The sequence below is a fragment of the Aminobacterium sp. genome, from assembly GCF_034926885.1.
Lineage (GTDB): Bacteria > Synergistota > Synergistia > Synergistales > Aminobacteriaceae > Aminobacterium.
Window position 1 is genome coordinate 1 of record NZ_JAYFQR010000003.1, and the last position, 15,705, is coordinate 15,705.

The following is a 15,705-nucleotide window of genomic DNA, read 5'->3' on the forward strand; positions in this document are numbered from 1 at the left end:
CCGCAACTTCCATTCCGCCACTACTATTGGACAGGGTGAGCCCATTTATCTTTGAATTGGCGGGAGCCAATCGTACGGACTGGGATTCCCGCCATTCACTTTATCACGTTATCAGGAAGCAAACTATGGCCCCTTACAAAAATAAAAAGAATTTCGACATTAGACAAAAGTTAATCTTAAGGAGTTGCGCTTTATCCCACTACCGATCCAGGCAAGCAAAGAAATCTGACGCTTTTTTCGGAGTTGCAATTCTGACATAATTTTTCCCTAAATGAGGGTAATCTTTGCCAGAACGCACCTCTATCCCCTTCTCTGCCAAAAGGTGGGCCAAATCCACATCTCGATCTTCTACAGAGACAAGAGATATGGGACAACATGTATAGGTGGAAGCCACGGAAAACCCTCTCTTTTCAAGCTCAGGGATAAGACTTTCCTTCTCTTTCTTTATCATCTGGCGAACAGTGTCTAAAACAGAGCCCCCGCGAAGAGCCTCACGTGCCAAAAGAGCGCTTACCGACGGAACCGCAAAGGGGAGGTTTCCTTTATCATAAAATTCTCCAAGCCTTCCGCTGAAAATGCCATACCCAATTCTGGTTGCTGCAAAATGGAATCCCTTTGTCAACGTTCGCGTAACAATAATATTTTCATAGCGAGGTAGAAGCTGTACCGCCGAAGCTTCTTTAGGAGCATAATCGCCATAGGCCTCATCTACGATAACTACAACACCTAATTCGTGGGCTCTGGAGACAAGCGCCTCAATTTCATCAAGAGGAATAAGCTGGCCCGTTGGATTGTTGGGATTATCTATATATAGCAACGTATGACGCTCGTTCAGAGCATCAAGAAGGGAATCGGCATGGAACGTAAAGTTATCTTCAGGGCTCATGGCAATGCCTTCAAAACGTGCTCCGGAAACTCTGACTTCGGTAATATATTCCACGAACTGTGGCACATAGCCCAAGACCGTTGCATGCTCATCAAGAAAGACTTTATTAATCCGCTCAAGAACCTGCATTGAACCGTAGCCTATTTTTATCTGTTCTTCACTAATGTCTGCGAAGTCTTTCCAGTAATTACAGATTTCTTCAGTCAAGGCTTTATATGAGGTATCTCCCGTTTTCCACATATTTGAAACCCAATCATAATTTTTTATAAAAGCCTCAACTTCAGGAGCATGGGGCAACGTCGATTCAAGTCCGTTGCAGTTCAAAACTATGGGACAGTGTGATTCGTGAATATAACTCTCTCTGTCAAAGTCTTGAAGATGAGCACGTACTTTAGGGTTCCACATGGATCTTCGCCTCCTCTATATTTTCAGAAACAGATGGCAACTCTTTTCCACGCAAACGTATAAGTCCAACTGTGGCCAAGGGCAAAACCATAACCACGAGGAAATACCATGCCATAATGGAATAGCCGCGAGCGATAAGTGCAACGAGCCCTGCTTTTGCACAAATGAAACAAACAATCAATATAACGAACCCGACTACGCCTCTCATACGATGAGACATCTCTCGTCCTTTTTCCTGGTAGACAGAATTGATTCGTTCATTAAGTCCATGGACAAAACCTGTTATGGTTTCAATACTTGTTCCGAAAAGCATCAATACATAAGCAGAAAGTAATACCCCTCCGCCAAGATCATTTTTAAGGATGCCGAAAACGGGAACCGATTCCTGCAAAACGGATGGATAGGTAGGAGCCATAGCCAAGTACTCTACAACAGCGGGGATCATCATGAGTATAGAGGCGACAATGCCATTAATTACTGCGTCTCGTCTTGTTTTAATTGTATCTTTTAATGCATAAAGAACAAGAACAAATGACACCATATTGTAAAGGGTATACTTTATTCCTCCCATAATCCAATTCGAGTTTGCAGCTACTCCGTGATCTCTCGTTAAGCTGCCGAACACTCCGTCCATACCAAAATGACGAACAGTAGAATAGAGGAAAATGAACATAACAGCGTAAAGGAAGAAAGACCAGTATGAAAGAATGGTGGAAATAACTTTTCCTCCGGCAAAAAGCAGAAAGGAGGTTCCTACAAGAAGAACGGAGACTCCAACCCAGTAAGAAACACCAAACCATTGCTGAAGAATGGTACCAGCTGCAGAAGAAAGAATTCCTCCAACCAGAACAACAAGAAAGATATAGCCTACCTCAAAAACAAGCCAGGTCGCACCCGGGAAGAGGCTCTGAAAGAAGCTTCGGTAATTGTAAAGTCTGAACTTTCGTGCATAATCAAAGGTCAGGATACCTACGAGGGCAAAACAAACTGTGGAAACAGCCATTCCATATAGTCCCTGCTTAAAGCCATTCATCATAAAGAATTCAACCAGTTCTCGTCCTGTGGCATAACCGCCACCAATAAGAACAGACTGACAAATAAAACCGATCATGAGCCAACGACTAAACCATTTAACCTGCGTAATATCTAAAAGTTGAGAGATGATAGAACCCCCTTGGGCATCCTTTTTCATCCTTTTCACCGTCCTCATCAAGTAAATTAGTTAACGTATTGCTGTGAGCTCAATACCTACCCTCTTTTCTCGCTCTAAAAGTATAAAAAAACAGGGCCCCTCTCTTTGTAAGAAAGGGGCCCTGCCCTAAAAGATCAACGCAATTAAGCGTCGACCCCCGGAGAGGGACCCACGCTAAACCAATAATAAAAGAAACAGCTTGTAAGCATTTCTTGAATTTTCTTTGTTTTCTTCATGATAGGGAAGATTACCACTTTTCCACATATCCGTCAAGTTAAAAAAAAGAGAACCCCGTCTAAACAGGAGTTCTCTTATAATTTTCTGGCGGAGAGGGTGGGATTTGAACCCACGAGGCAGGTATTAGCCGCCTAATCGATTTCGAGTCGATCGCCTTCGACCACTCGGCCACCCCTCCAGATACGTAACGTGAGCATTATAGCGATTTTAGATGTAGATGTCTAGGGAATGAAAGGATTCATAAGTAGATGAGCCAGAGTTTTGTTCCGTTTACTCAGGTAAAGTGAAAGAGATAACGCGCATCATGTTGGACCGTACATGAAAAAGAAAGAGGCTCTTTTTTCAAGAGCCTCTTCTCTATTTTTTCTAATAATTTTCAGCTTTTATTTCAAAATAAGCCTGGGGATGGTCACAAACGGGGCAAACTTCTGGCGCTTTTTCTCCATAATAGATATGGCCACAATTAGCACATTTCCATGCCTTTTTATCTTCTCTTACAAAAACTTTCCCCTCTTCAAGGTTTTTAAGTAAATGCAAGTAGCGCTCTTCGTGCTCTTTCTCTATCTGAGCAACAGCTTTGAAAAGATATGCAATTTTTGTAAAGCCCTCTTCTTCTGCATCTTTAGCAAAGCTCTCATACATTTCGGTCCATTCGTAATTTTCTCCGGCAGCAGCATCTTTTAAATTCTCATCTGTCGTGGGGATTCCGTCGTGCAACAATTTGAACCAAATTTTGGCGTGTTCTTTTTCATTGTTAGCCGTCTCTTCAAAAAGGGCTGCTATTTGGTTGAGTCCCTCTTTTTTGGCTTTAGAGGCATAGTAGGTGTACTTGTTTCTAGCCTGTGACTCTCCTGCAAATGCTTCTCTCAAGTTAGCTTCGGTTTTAGAACCTTTCAAGTCCATAGTAAGTCCTCCTTCTATGTAACATTAAAATTAATCAAGCACATATATTATACAATATGCTTATAGTTAATTCAAACTCTAATACTGCGAATATATCATAGTACAATGGCAGGTATGGTATGCAGGCAAGGAAGATTATGAGTTTACTTTATTAGAATTATTTCTCCTCTTCTTGAAATACTCCCAAAGGAGTTCAGAACTTTCTTCAGCAAGTACTCCCTTTCTTATGTCACATCTATGATTGAGCCGAGAATCCTGAACGATATTGTATAGCGTTCCACACGCTCCAGCACGGGGATCGGAGGCACCATAAACCAAACGTTGAATACGCGCTAATACAATGGCTCCGGCACACATGGGGCACGGTTCCAAGGTTACATAGAGAGTACAGCCGTTCAAATTCCACCGTTTCAAATGTTGAGAGGCTTCACGCATAGCAAGTATCTCCGCATGTGCCGTAGGATCTATATGTTTGTAATTTTTTCCTATACCTATAATGCGGCCTTCATAAACTACAAGAGCTGCTACTGGAACTTCTCCATTTTCAGCGCCCTTTCTGGCTTCCTCGAGAGCTTGCTTCATAAAATAAATGTCAGGATCATCGAAGTGCAATCTATAAATCTTCCTTTCGGTGCGTATTTTTCAATTCTTTATATACGTAAGGTATTCTTCCTCTTACAACATCTGTGCCCGGCACTACCGTTTTGCTGTATGCCTCTGCCAAAAGGCAATATGTTGAGACTGCCTGTTCTACTTTTGGAACAGTAGCGGCACTAATCGCTCCTGTCGGCAATACAATAAAAGAGTTATCTTCATCTTCTCCTGTTCCTGAACGCATGAGGAAAACCCTATTCTCGGCAGCACGACAACGTGCCACTTTTTCAGTCATAGCATAACGTCTTGAATCGCACCAGAGAAGCATCTGGGCCCCATCCAACATCATGCACCTTGCAACTTCAGGAAGAAACATTTCATCTCCAATAAGGAGGCCTAAACGTCCCACTTCTGTAGAAAAAATATCAGGGCGGCATGAATTATCCAAGAAAACCGGACCATACGTGTTGTTTTGCGAAAAAGCTACAGCTGCCTTTTTTTTGTGGCCGTCTGCATCTAAAGAGCCACTTACACATACAACCACATCTGGATTCAGCAAAGGTCGAATTTGGCGAGTTATATTATCTACATCTTCATTTTTTCCACAACATGGCAGCAAAATAAGAGATGAACCCTGATCTTGTAAAATGCGAATCATTCGTGAAGCTGTGGCAATATAGTGTTCCATATTTTCTGCTGAAAAATACGCCACAGAAGAAAGGATGCCAGAATCAGGCAAACATACAGGTTCTTTCATATATGCAGTAACTGGCAAATCTTCCGTTGGGTCTATTAATCTTGAAAAACACCTGTTTCCTTTCTCTGGAAGAGGAAATGACGCCATTTCCGTATCTATTACGGCAATAAGAGCTTCACTCGTGTCTGATGGAGATTCTCCGACAATGTGCCCCAACGGATTGATAACGCAGCTTCTGCCCGTATTCATGGCTGTGTAAGATTCAAGGCCTGCTTTATCGCATAGAATAATCCAAACTCCATTTTCAAACGCTCGTGTCGGAAGCATATACTCGATTTGAGGATTATTCAAAAGGGCCGGGTCGGAGGCTGAAGACATGAGATTTGCCATATCGATGATGACATTCGCACCTTTTTCAGTCATTATACGCGCTATTTCAGGAGCTCTTCCATCGGCACATATCATCATTCCCAAATTTCCTAAGGGAGTTTTCATGACAGGGAAAGTTGTTCCTGCTTTGACATATTTCTCGTCGAAGTGCCAAAGATTTGATTTATAAACCCGTCCTAGCTCTTCACCTTCCGGCCCCCAAAGAATTCCAGCATTTCGCAAAGTTCCCTCTTCTTCCACGTAGAGTCCCATGGCTATGTGGACGCCATAATGAACTGCTCGTTTCGCCACTTCTTCTATCACTGCATGAGTATGCTTTAAGGCCAATGCAGCGGCTTCCTCGTTTTCGCCAAGATAATAGGCGGGCCAAGTACATTCAGGAAAGACGATAAGATCAACATCCTCTTCACTACACAGACTATCGATCCATTGTAGTATTTCTCGTTCTGTCTGCTCGTATTGGCTCACATTTCGAGCGTCCATCTGCACGCAGGCAACACGAAACATAGTCTTCCCTCCTTTGTCTTTACTCCTCTTCTTTTACCCCATCTCGACTTTTACAACTATTTTCCTAATGCGACTCGGGGTTTTGAGAGCAACACATCCTTTGTGTACGTCATGGGGGAAAAAGAGTGAAAACCAACCGGGGTGAGTCTGAAAATAGGCCCCTTCCCCATCAAACAAGGCAAAATCCCGCACGTCATCATAAGGGAGAGCTAATTTCATTGTCTCTATTGGAGCATAGCCTAACCATTCCGAACCGGAAAGAAGGCATTGAATGTCTGCATATTTTTTATGGGCTTCCCATACTTGAGCTTCTTTAGGCTTTGTCGTGGAAGACTGAATAATAGCAAATATAGACGTTCCCTCAATTTCATACTTCCCATCTTCAAGAGCAACGACCTTTAAATCTTCGAGGAAATCAAAAGCTTTTTTGAAACGTTCTCCCAAACAAAAATATGTCGACGCATTACTTAAAGTATCAAATATCATCTCTACCACTCCCCATCTGTCCCTTATTCTTTTAAAAATGTTACAATATCCCCCGAAAAAAGAAGAAAGGAGCGTTGCTTATGCTATCTAAACTGCTTCGTATCTTTGGAATTCAAAAGAAATCTACTGTTCCCCTCTCAGCAAGTGACATTGTCAGAAGAGCACGTGATGCACATAAAGTCACCGAGTGGAGCCGCGCTAAGAGGCTCACTGTTTTTAATCCTCCCTTTTGGGGAATTCACCATATTTTTATAGATTCAAATCTAAAACATTCTCTTATCGCTCTAAAAGAAGATGGAAGCGCCTTTATTTTTCTCGGAAATACCTATGGGCCAGAGCGTTGGGAAAAATATGATGAAAATCTCAATAAGGTCGATGGCGGAATTATTGAGAATCAATCTTTAACATGGCTTATCTATCAGGATTATGTCATCTATAACGGATCCATGCTTCCCGCTACAGATGCACCTTACCATTGGGGACGAGTAATTGAAGTCGATTCGTTTGATAAACATATCGACGATCAATGGATATCTAAAATCATCCCCGAATTAAAAGAACTGGCTTTATCTTACATCAAATCATAGCAATTTCTATTATATTTCATCGAGCTTGAGAATAAACGGACCTATCTGATTAAGCTGTTCAAGACCTTGAATATCCGAATCAAGCATAGGTACGTGGGTTACCCCCAAAGATCCAAATAATTCATCTATTTGGAGAAGATACTGTTCCTGAGCAATGCGGCGTTTTTCAAAAAAAGGCCCCGCTTCTTCCGGTATAACCTTGTTAACGACAACACCGCCAATACCAATATTGTGCTTTTGCAATATTTCTATGGCCCTCTTCGTCTCTATAATCGGAAGTTTTTCTGCATTGAGCACAAAGTAAAAAGCCGTATTTTCACGATCAGTCAAGATTTTTCGAGCTAAGGTAAATTTATCCCGTCGCTTTTGCAGGGTTTCTATTATGGGATCTTCTTTTATTTTTTCTTGCAATTCTTTGTCGTATTTAGCAGCGACCTTCATGAGTTCCATGGCATTGGCCCGTTTTTCTATAAGATGCTCGATCCAGACTCCTAATATTTCGGGCAACGTAAGGAGCCGCAAGGTATGCCCTGTAGGAGCCGTATCAAAAACAATTGCATCGTAAGGTTTCCCGATGGATTCCATAAGCTCTATAAACTTGTCAAATATGGCAGCTTCTTCTGCCCCTGGGGACATATAGGCTATTTCTATCTGACGCTTTATTTCGTCGACAATAACAGCACTGACAATATGAAGCATTTTATCTTGAATCGCTTTCATATATTTTTTGGCTTCTTCTTCCGCATCTATTTCAATACCCCAAAGATTTTCTTCGATACGAACAACATCCAGACCTATGGGGTGATCGAAGGCATCAGCAAGAGAATGAGCAGGATCAGTAGAAACAACCAGGGTTTTTACCCCCTGTTGAGAAAGGGCGTAAGCGTATGCCGCCGCACATGTGGTTTTCCCTGTTCCACCTTTTCCGCCAAAAAATATAAACTGTCGCTTTACACGATAGACCATTGAAAGAGAAGCCTCCCTTAGTCGAAGTCATATTGCGATGCTTTTTCAGCAATAATAAACTTACGATTTTGCATTCTACGTTCCCATGCAACAAGGTCTTCAGCAAAGTAAGGAAGTATTTCGAGCATATAGTATGAAATGGGATTGGGAATTCCCAAAAAATCGCCAAACAAGAGCAACATCAGGTTGTCATTGACGTCAAAAGCCTCTTTTCTGACAACAGCCATTCTTTTATCAACAAATGTTCCGTGGGTAAAGGCTTTTGACCAAAAAAGGACTTTCGAAAGAAAAGTTTCTTGTTTTCTTTCGTCTTCTTCGCTAAACATTATAGACACCTCTATTTTAATTAAAGATTACTTATCTCTATCTGAGGCCAATACTCCTGCTACAGCAAAGTCAGATTTTTTCATGTCTGTTATTATGATACGAACCTTTTCAGCCGGCACATCAAGACATGAACATATCGTCTGAGTCATTTCATTTACAAGTCGTCGCTTTTGCTCTACTGTTCGTCCTTCAAGAATATGAACGTTCACTATTGGCATGATAAATCCCCCTTACTTTATGTAAAAGTCTAACTATTATGTATTATACTCTTTTTTAATGAGTCATCGCTTCCTGAGCAGTAAAGAGCAGCATAAGGTAAGGATCTTCAACTGTATTATGATAAGGAGAATGGACGAAATAGTGAGAAAATAAATCAGTAATAGTTTCCCTTCGGGTAATAATATCGATAAAACGTTCCGTTAAAAAGAGAGGGGATTCCCCGTCAATGACAATCTGGAAACCAATAATCTGTCCTTTTTTCAGTCCTTTTTCGTCAGATGCGGAAACGACAACTTTCCAGAGTCCTTCTTTCCCGTTGGGCATAGCTTTTTCTCGTGTGCGATATGGCAAAGTGAGAGAAAATACCGGAATATCCGACGCGTTAGCCAATTCCTCAGTCCACCCCACACTTCCCCAATGAAGATCGAAAATGGCACTTAGCCCCCAGACTGTTGCAGGTGGCAAAGACATGTTTTTCCCCATAATATTAGCAGAGGCAACAAGCCCCTGACGCATAGCAAGAGTTCCAATAAGAGGCAATATAGGACGTTCTGTAACAGCATCGCTGATTTGAGCGGCGTCACCAACAACATATATATTGGGATGGGACGACTGCATATTTTCGTTGACTACGATACCCCGCTCAATAGATAATCCTGCACTTTGAGCCAACTTAATGTTAGGACGAACACCTGTTGCAAAAATAACGCCATCAGTCTCTATCTCCGTGCCATCAGAGAGTACAACCCTGTCTGATTTGACTTCTGTCAGCTGCATATTTCTATAAACAGAAACACCTGATTCAGAAAGGCGATTACTGACTTTTTCGGCCATATCTTTATCCATGGCCGCGATAAGGTGCGGCAAAGCTTCAACCAATGTAACAGTTAGTCCTCTATCGTGAAGAGCCTCCACAACTTCTAATCCTATAGCTCCACTGCCAACAACGACTGCTTTGTCGCTTTTTTCTGCAAAGACATCAAGTGCACGGGCATCGTCTGCTCCACGCATAACAAAGATATTTTCTGCCAATCTTTCTTTAGAAACATATTCACGTCCAACCATAATTTCCGTCAGGTCTCGTTTCTGCCCTTCTCTATCTGAATCTAATAAAAGGCCCTTTACTGAAGGAAGCCAGGGAACTGCACCGGGTGCAAGCAATACTTTCTCAAAATGGATTTCAAAGGGACCACCTGTACTCGTTCCCCTTGCGATATGATTCTCTGCATCAAGTTCGGTGACGACGCCGCGAATAGCATCTTCAACAATCTCAGGCGGCAAACGATCAGAGTTCGCCAAATCAACCACTTCTTCTTCGGGGCCACCTGGAACAAGCTTTCTCCCAACACCATAAGGAAGTGAACAAATTACAGTAGGATCCTCGTTCATCACAATGGAAAGGCTCTTTTCACCCATACGTCGAAGTGCTATATATGAAAACCTTCCACCCGGGCCCCCTCCGATAATCAGTACTCTTTTCTTTAATGTAAGCATCATTTCACCTCCGCAATGATCAGACAACTTAATATATTAATTCTAGCATACCCATAGAGAGTATATCAAGAGGTTACAAAAAAAGCCCGGCTTTCACCGGGCATGTTATTATTTCGATTGTAAAAAAGCTCTATATCCCTTCCAGGCCATGTAAAGGTCGACCTTGCTTATGAGTTCCCACGGAGCGTGCATAGATAGAACGGGAACGCCGCAGTCGATAACATCTGCTCCTCTGTTTGCAAGAATGTAGGCAATTGTGCCACCGCCACCCTCATCAACCTTTCCCAGTTCCCCTGTCTGCCAGACCACATTATTTTCATCGTATAACGCCCGAATAGAGGCTACGAATTCTGCACTGGCATCGTTAGATCCATATTTGCCCCGACTTCCTGTGTATTTCTGCACAACGACTCCATTTCCCATAAAAGAAGCGTTGCGCTTGTCGAAGGGTTCCGGATAGGTGGGGTCAAAAGCTCCATCTACATCGGCAGAGAGAACTCTGCTGTGGCTGAAGGCACGGCGAAGATTGATCTCTGAATACCCTTCTCCTTCCAAAGCCAGAAGTTCTGCCACTGTGTTTTCATAAAAGACAGATTCCATACCAGTGCTTCCCATACTGCCAATTTCCTCTTTATCTACAAAAAGAGCCGATGCCGTATATACAGGATGTTCAACATCGAGGATAGCTCGTAAAGAAGCAAAGGCACATGACCTGTCGTCGTGACCATAGGCTAAGATCAAGCCACGATCAAGCCCTGCATCACGAGATCTGCCAGCCGGAACTATTTCTATTTCGGCAGAGGTAAAATCGGCTTCATCCACTCCGTATTTTGCCGTCAATATCTGGAGTACTCCGAGTTTTACCTTTTCTTTAATATCATCGTCTTTTACAGGAATATGACCAAGAATTACATTCAAATTTTCACCGGAAATGCCTTCGCTCATTGTTTTGGAGGCCTGAGCTTTGCCCAGATGAGGAAGTATATCGCTAATAACAAACAAGGGATCGTCTTCCCTCTCTCCAATATTGAGATGAACGATGCTTCCATCTTTTTTGGCAAAGACGCCATGAATTGCCAAAGGAAGTGTTGCCCATTGGTACTTCTTGATTCCACCATAGTAATGGGTTTTCAGTAAAGCTAGTCCTGAATCTTCATAAAGAGGCTGAGGTTTCAGGTCAAGGCGAGGCGAATCTATGTGACTGCCCACAATGTAGAGCCCTTCTGAAAGCGACTTTTTACCTATGACAAAGAGCGCCACGGCCTTGTTGCGATTTACCGCCATTACTTTTATGCCCGGCTCCAGACGTCTACCAGCCTGAATCATTTCTTCAAGGTCGACAAATCCAGCCACCCGGGCCATAGAAACAATCTGTTCTACACATTCCCGTTCGATTTTTCCATTGTCAAGGAAGAGCTTATAGTCTTCGGCTAAAGCGAAAACCTGTTTTCTCTCTTCTTCCTGAATCTTTTCCCAGGCACTGGAGAAAGAATAAAAACCCTTTTCCCGATATTTAGCTTCTACATCTCGGTTTTTCACACGTAATGCCTCCCGCTTTAGACAAAATAATACCGTTTATTATACATCTTTCACTAAAAGGACTGTAAGATCGTTCACATTTGTGCCTGTAGGCCCTGTCTTTATGAGCGAGTTACACATTTCTAAAGCATTATAAGCATCATTGTTTTCAAGAAGAGCGTAAGGATTCCCTCCGCTTTCACGTATTTTTTGAACAGTTTGACCATCAACAATGCCTCCTGCTGCATCTGTAGGGCCATCTGTGCCATCAGATCCAACAGAAGCAAACACAATATTCGGCATACCCTGAATGTTTAAAGCGGCAGCAAGAGCCATCTCCTGATTTCGTCCACCTTTTCCCTTTCCCTTTAGATGTACAACTGTTTCTCCTCCCAGAATAATGGCACATGGAAGCTTTACAGGGCGGCAGAATTCACTTTCTTCCACGGCTATTGATGCCAAAAAACTACCTGCCTCTTTGGCCTCGCACTGGAGAGTTGTGGTAAGTATATACGACTGATAGCCCAACTCTGTAGCTTTTTCAGCTGCCTTGTCGCAAAGGGTTCTGACACTTCCCGTAATAAATGTCTCTACGTTATCTATAGCTTTCGGCGTTTCTTCTTTCAGTATTTCGATTAATTCAGGTTTTACATCAATTTTGTAGCGAGAGATAATATCTAGCGCCTGTGCTGACGTTGTGGAATCGGGATAGGCTGGTCCGGATGCTATGCTATCGAGCCGATCGCCCAAAACGTCTGAAAGAACAATAGAATAAATTGTAGCTGGAGCCACCCATTTGGCAAACTGACCACCCTTTACGGCGGAAAGTCGTTTGCGGATCATATTGATCTCAACGATGTTAGCTCCACAACGAAGCATTTGATCTGTAATATCAACGAAATCTCCGAGACATACGCCCTCTTTAGGCTTTTCGAAAAGTGCCGAACCTCCACCTGAGACTAAAAAAAGAACCTCATCATTGGCAGTAAGATTCTGTGTCATCTGAAGGGCTTCCGATGTAGCTTCCAATGAATTTTCATCAAGCAGGGGGTGTCCTGCTTCTCGTACAACAAGATGGGGAATGGGGCCTTGACTGTGATTGTATTTGGTGATGACTATACCCTGCACCACCTGATCGCCCAATATATCTACTGCGGCCTTCGCCATTCTCCACGCCGCTTTTCCTATGGAGACAAGAATTACCCTGCCTTTACACGGCTTCTTTCGAAGCTGCTCCTGAACGGCATATTCAGGTAATACTGCATCTATAGCATATTTAATAATTTCATGAGCATCATCGCGAAGTGTCATAGTTAACCCCCTGTTGTAAATAGGTGATGCTTCTCTTTATTGATTTTTTGCCATCGAGTTTTTAGTTTTAAAATGTTGAAGTAAGCTTATATATTCCAAATTCCATATGTTGTAAAGCCTCTGCTTTCGTACGTTTTCCGTCACATACCTGAACTATTTCCTTCCAGACCCTTTCTCCAACATCAGAAATGCTTTCATTACCAGTAATAATTGTTCCTGCATTAATATCGATGTTTTCTTCCATCATGAGATAGGTATGAGGATTCCCTGTAATTTTGATAACAGGAGCAAGGGGGAATCCAGTGGGGGTACCCCGTCCGGTAGAAAAGATAACAATATGAGCTCCACCTGCCACCATGCCAGTAATAGACTCAACATCCTGACCGGGAGTATCCATTACGTAAAGTCCTCGGCCTGTAGGGCTTTCCGCATATTCAAGAACACCTTGTAAGGGGCTTGTTCCACCTTTATAGATGCAGCCAAGAGATTTCTCTTCAATAGTAGTCAGACCACCCTCAATATTTCCGGGAGTCGGCTGGCTTCCCCGTAGATCAACGCCCATAGTTTTAGCTCTTGCTTCACATCGGGCCACAATATGAAGAAGCTTTTTTGCTACTTCTGGAGAAACTGCTCTCTTGACCAGAATGTGTTCGGCACCAATAAGTTCTGTTGTTTCAGAAAGAATTGATGTTCCTCCCATAGAGATAAGTCTGTCGGAGACATAGCCATGAACAGGGTTGGCAGCCAGCCCCGAAGTAGCGTCTGATCCTCCGCATTCCAAGCCTAAAATAAGCGAACTCACAGGAATGTCTTCTTTTTTATAGAGAGAAACTTCTTGTGATATAGCTCTTGCTATACGCAATCCCTGTTCCTGAGCTTTAAGGGTTCCACCACATTTTTGTATAATTAGAGACTCAACAGGTTTGCCTGTCTTAGCTATTTCCTCGGCTAACCAGTCGGCCTGAAGGCCTTCGCACCCTAACCCCACAACTAAAACCGCAGCAACATTTCCGTTTTTTCCAAGCCCCGCAAGAGTTCTAGCCGTTATTTCAAGGTCCGGTTTAATCTGAGCGCAGCCATGTTGGTTCGGCAAGGCAATGGCTCCCTCAACCTGACTCGCTATTCGTTGAGCTACAGTGCTGGCACAAACAGATGCAGGGATAACCGCTATATGGTTACGGATTCCTACGTCTCCATTTTTACGTCTATACCCTTGAATGTTCATGCTTGCACCTCCCAATCGCCACGGCCTCTGAGGCTTTCCAGGTTGTGTATGTGAACATGCTCCCCCGCTTCAATTCTCTGAGTAGCTCTGCCAATAACTTCGCTATACTTCACAACTCCTTCTCCCTCTTCAATTTGCCGTATAGCAAATTTATGCCCGAAAGAAATATTTTGTTTCAAGCGCAGGGTTCGAAGAACGCCATCCACTTCATAACAGGCAGTGTCGCCCTCGCTCAGGTTTTGTAAAGCTGTAGCTACATTATCAAATTCTTTGATAACCAAAGCGTTTTTCACGTGATCTTTCACAACCATCACTCCTTCACTATGACCCGCGCACAGGATACCGGAATGTTTACTAATGCAATGCTTTATAGAGTGGCTTATATGCGTCTAATTCAAGTTTTTTAAATTCTGTTTGGGCTTCCTCAACGAGTGAGCCGCCATCTGACATAAGGTCGAAAGCAGCACCTGCCAATACTTTTGCGGCAAGAAGCATTCCTTTCATTCCCAAAGAAGAACCGGATGCTGAGGCAGCCTGCCAAGAATGAGCCGGAGTGGCAAGAGGCCAAGTTGCTGCAGAAAGCATAGATGTGGGGGCAATATAACTTACATCACCGACATCGGTAGACCCCATAATCTGTCTGCCTTCATCGAAACATTCAACAGCTTCTTCACAAAGGAATTTATTATCGCGAAGAGTTTGAGGACACTGTCTCAAGCTTGTTTCTCTTTGGCCCTCGGGAATTGAGTAAAACAAGGTTTTGGCCAATTCCTTCTCCTCCGCATCGAAATCGATACCACCGATCGTCATGAGATTTTTCTCTAAAAGCTGATTAAGGGTCTTGTTGGGGACTGTATCATAACAGCCAGCTTCCACGACGTATGAAATTTCTGTTTCCGTCATAAGAGCTGCACCTTTACCTATATTGAGAAGACGTTTCCAGATATGCTCAACATCACTTTTTCGAGGCCCTCGAAGGTAATACCAGACCGAGGCTCTGTCAGGAACGATATTCGGCATTTTCCCGCCATCAGTTATTACATAATGCAACCGCGTTCCATCAATTAAGTGCTCTCGAAGATAATTGGCCCCTACATTCATGAGTTCTACAGCATCAAGAGCACTTCGCCCAGCTTCAGGGGCTCCGGCAGCATGGGCAGAGACTCCTTTAAAAGAGAAGCGTACAGAGGCCATCGCTGACAAGGTGGAACCTATAACAGTATTTATCGAACCTGGATGCCATGCAAGACACACATCAAGATCGTCAAAGACTCCGCGTTCAGCCATAAAGACCTTGCCAGAAAGCAGCTCTTCAGCAGGACATCCATAGTAACGTATCGTTCCTTTTACTTCTCCATTTTCCATAGCTTTTTTGATAGAACAGGCTGCAGCAAGGGAAGCCACTCCCAGAAGGTTATGTCCGCATCCGTGCCCAGGAGCGCCTTCTTGCACAGGTTCCCTTTGTGTACCGATTTTTTGAGACAAGCCATCTAAGGCATCAAATTCGCCAAGCAGTCCAACTATAGGCGAACCACTGCCCCATTCTGCAATAAAAGCGGTTGGCATGTCTTCAACGGGGCGGATAGTAAATGCCTCTTTTGAAAGGAACTTCTTTTGGAGTTCTGACGCAAAGGTTTCTTTGTACCCTAATTCCGGGTTCTCCCAAATGGAACGAGCCATATCAACGAAATTATCCTGATTTGAGTCAATCCAGCTCCATACTTCATTTTTATTCATGTACGACGACTCCTTTCATCGTTA

At 43.2% G+C, this 15,705-nt stretch carries 16 protein-coding genes and 1 tRNA gene; 1 reads left to right on the top strand and 16 read right to left on the bottom strand.

The features are described 5' to 3' along the window. Positions 1-199 precede the first annotated feature (199 nt). The 7 genes from VB083_RS01685 to VB083_RS01715 form a co-directional block, all read right to left on the bottom strand. Positions 200-1,291: a pyridoxal phosphate-dependent aminotransferase gene (locus VB083_RS01685; protein WP_213690263.1), complete on the bottom strand. Its 1,092-nt coding sequence runs from the start codon at positions 1,289-1,291 to the stop codon at positions 200-202. Next, positions 1,278-2,483 (bottom strand): hypothetical protein, encoded by a 1,206-nt coding sequence (locus VB083_RS01690; RefSeq protein WP_323401632.1) that lies wholly within the window; start codon positions 2,481-2,483, stop codon positions 1,278-1,280. Before VB083_RS01690 ends, VB083_RS01685 begins: the two co-directional genes overlap by 14 nt. A 322-nt stretch (positions 2,484-2,805) precedes the next feature. Beyond that, a tRNA-Ser gene (locus VB083_RS01695) sits at positions 2,806-2,898 on the bottom strand. A gap of 188 nt (positions 2,899-3,086) precedes the next feature. Continuing rightward, a complete protein-coding gene (gene rbr, locus VB083_RS01700; RefSeq protein WP_213690265.1) occupies positions 3,087-3,623 on the bottom strand; it encodes a rubrerythrin in 537 nt (178 codons plus the stop codon). 135 nt (positions 3,624-3,758) lie between these two features. Beyond that, a complete protein-coding gene (gene tadA / locus VB083_RS01705) occupies positions 3,759-4,235 on the bottom strand; it encodes a tRNA adenosine(34) deaminase TadA (RefSeq protein WP_307879976.1) in 477 nt (158 codons plus the stop codon). A 1-nt stretch (position 4,236) separates the two neighbouring features. Then, on the bottom strand, positions 4,237-5,811 hold the full coding sequence (locus tag VB083_RS01710; RefSeq protein ID WP_213701177.1) for a carbon-nitrogen hydrolase family protein: 1,575 nt from the start codon (positions 5,809-5,811) through the stop codon (positions 4,237-4,239). 33 nt (positions 5,812-5,844) lie between these two features. Then, positions 5,845-6,297, bottom strand: coding sequence for a YhcH/YjgK/YiaL family protein (locus VB083_RS01715; RefSeq protein ID WP_213690267.1), 453 nt, complete (start codon positions 6,295-6,297; stop codon positions 5,845-5,847). 80 nt (positions 6,298-6,377) lie between these two features. Here VB083_RS01715 and VB083_RS01720 point away from each other — a divergent pair, with 80 nt between their 5' ends. Then, on the top strand, positions 6,378-6,884 hold the full coding sequence (locus tag VB083_RS01720) for a hypothetical protein (protein WP_213690268.1): 507 nt from the start codon (positions 6,378-6,380) through the stop codon (positions 6,882-6,884). Between the two features lie 9 nt (positions 6,885-6,893). Here VB083_RS01720 and VB083_RS01725 read toward each other — a convergent pair whose 3' ends face one another. The 9 genes from VB083_RS01725 to VB083_RS01765 all read right to left on the bottom strand — a co-directional run bounded on the left by VB083_RS01725 (position 6,894) and on the right by VB083_RS01765 (position 15,681). After that, complete coding sequence (locus tag VB083_RS01725) at positions 6,894-7,850, bottom strand: ArsA family ATPase (RefSeq protein ID WP_213690269.1); 957 nt, start codon at positions 7,848-7,850, stop codon at positions 6,894-6,896. Between the two features lie 17 nt (positions 7,851-7,867). Further along, positions 7,868-8,176 (bottom strand): hypothetical protein, encoded by a 309-nt coding sequence (locus VB083_RS01730; RefSeq protein WP_374047596.1) that lies wholly within the window; start codon positions 8,174-8,176, stop codon positions 7,868-7,870. Positions 8,177-8,203: 27 nt separating this feature from the next. Beyond that, on the bottom strand, positions 8,204-8,395 hold the full coding sequence (locus VB083_RS01735) for a 4-oxalocrotonate tautomerase (RefSeq protein ID WP_213690271.1): 192 nt from the start codon (positions 8,393-8,395) through the stop codon (positions 8,204-8,206). A gap of 55 nt (positions 8,396-8,450) precedes the next feature. After that, entirely contained in the window at positions 8,451-9,890 is a 1,440-nt protein-coding gene (locus VB083_RS01740; RefSeq protein WP_213690279.1) for an FAD-dependent oxidoreductase, read from the bottom strand. A gap of 108 nt (positions 9,891-9,998) precedes the next feature. Further along, positions 9,999-11,429, bottom strand: coding sequence for an aminopeptidase (locus VB083_RS01745; protein ID WP_213690272.1), 1,431 nt, complete (start codon positions 11,427-11,429; stop codon positions 9,999-10,001). A gap of 39 nt (positions 11,430-11,468) precedes the next feature. Beyond that, on the bottom strand, positions 11,469-12,719 hold the full coding sequence (locus VB083_RS01750; protein ID WP_213701178.1) for a glycerate kinase type-2 family protein: 1,251 nt from the start codon (positions 12,717-12,719) through the stop codon (positions 11,469-11,471). A 67-nt stretch (positions 12,720-12,786) separates the two neighbouring features. Next, positions 12,787-13,944 (bottom strand): UxaA family hydrolase, encoded by a 1,158-nt coding sequence (locus VB083_RS01755; protein WP_213690274.1) that lies wholly within the window; start codon positions 13,942-13,944, stop codon positions 12,787-12,789. Next, positions 13,941-14,249 (bottom strand): UxaA family hydrolase, encoded by a 309-nt coding sequence (locus tag VB083_RS01760; RefSeq protein ID WP_307879974.1) that lies wholly within the window; start codon positions 14,247-14,249, stop codon positions 13,941-13,943. Before VB083_RS01760 ends, VB083_RS01755 begins: the two co-directional genes overlap by 4 nt. A gap of 49 nt (positions 14,250-14,298) precedes the next feature. Further along, positions 14,299-15,681: an amidohydrolase gene (locus VB083_RS01765; protein ID WP_213695151.1), complete on the bottom strand. Its 1,383-nt coding sequence runs from the start codon at positions 15,679-15,681 to the stop codon at positions 14,299-14,301. Positions 15,682-15,705 lie beyond the last annotated feature (24 nt).